This is a genomic window from Thiolapillus sp., from assembly GCF_048562965.1.
Classification (GTDB): Bacteria; Pseudomonadota; Gammaproteobacteria; order Chromatiales; family Chromatiaceae; genus Thiolapillus; species Thiolapillus brandeum_A.
Map to the genome: position 1 here is coordinate 1 of NZ_JBHNMF010001348.1, position 684 is coordinate 684.

1 protein-coding gene is annotated in these 684 nt (G+C 47.7%); it reads right to left on the bottom strand.

From position 1 onward, the window contains the following. Nucleotides 1-222: 222 nt before the first annotated feature. Nucleotides 223-474: a hypothetical protein gene (locus ACOCD2_RS24240; RefSeq protein ID WP_293650747.1), complete on the bottom strand. Its 252-nt coding sequence runs from the start codon at nt 472-474 to the stop codon at nt 223-225. Nucleotides 475-684 lie beyond the last annotated feature (210 nt).

The following is a 684-nucleotide window of genomic DNA, read 5'->3' on the forward strand; positions in this document are numbered from 1 at the left end:
CGTTTCTTGGCGGCGTAAGTCAATGACGCGAAACTTTGTTGCTTCATTTGGCTCTGTACTTATGTTCTGGGAGGTGGGTATATTTTACCCTGTTTGGTCGATTCAATCAGAGCTTCCTTAGCACTTCTCCAATCTTTTCTGTTAAATCGGAAGAAACGGGATCAGCGCCACAATTACAATTGCGCCCAGGGTAATTCGCTGTCTCACTCCATTCTCTATGTTTCATTTCATTGCCCTTCGGGCGCGGCCATTGGCCGCTGAAATATCCTCAACTGAAACACCTAGCAAGCGGGCCGCGACGGCATCAACTGTTTCTGCAACAGGCATCTCGACATTGAAATACCCGCCAGCACCAGGCGCCGTGTCAACCTGTGCGGAAGGCGGCAAAAAACGGATGCCATTACTATTGGCAATGAGGGTTACAACCCCTTTGCCGATGCCCACCGGAATAATGTCGCGTAGGTTGTTTGGCATCTTTCAGTTCCTGGGGAATGGATTGATACATTCCATTTGATGATGGCTGTAAGACTAACACATTAAGCGGCATCTATCAAGATAATATACCATTATCAGTATATTTGCGGTTTTCGGGTCGATTCAGGACGCGATGGGAAATTTTGCAGAAAAACGCTAAGGGGTGGGTTTTCGCTTTTTGTTCATACCACGCGTTTCCTGTCGTTCCGG

Excerpts from the sequence above, each read along its gene's own strand:
- ACOCD2_RS24240 (WP_293650747.1), bottom strand. The coding sequence starts at position 474 with ATGCCAAACAACCTACGCGACATTATTCCGGTGGGCATCGGCAAAGGG.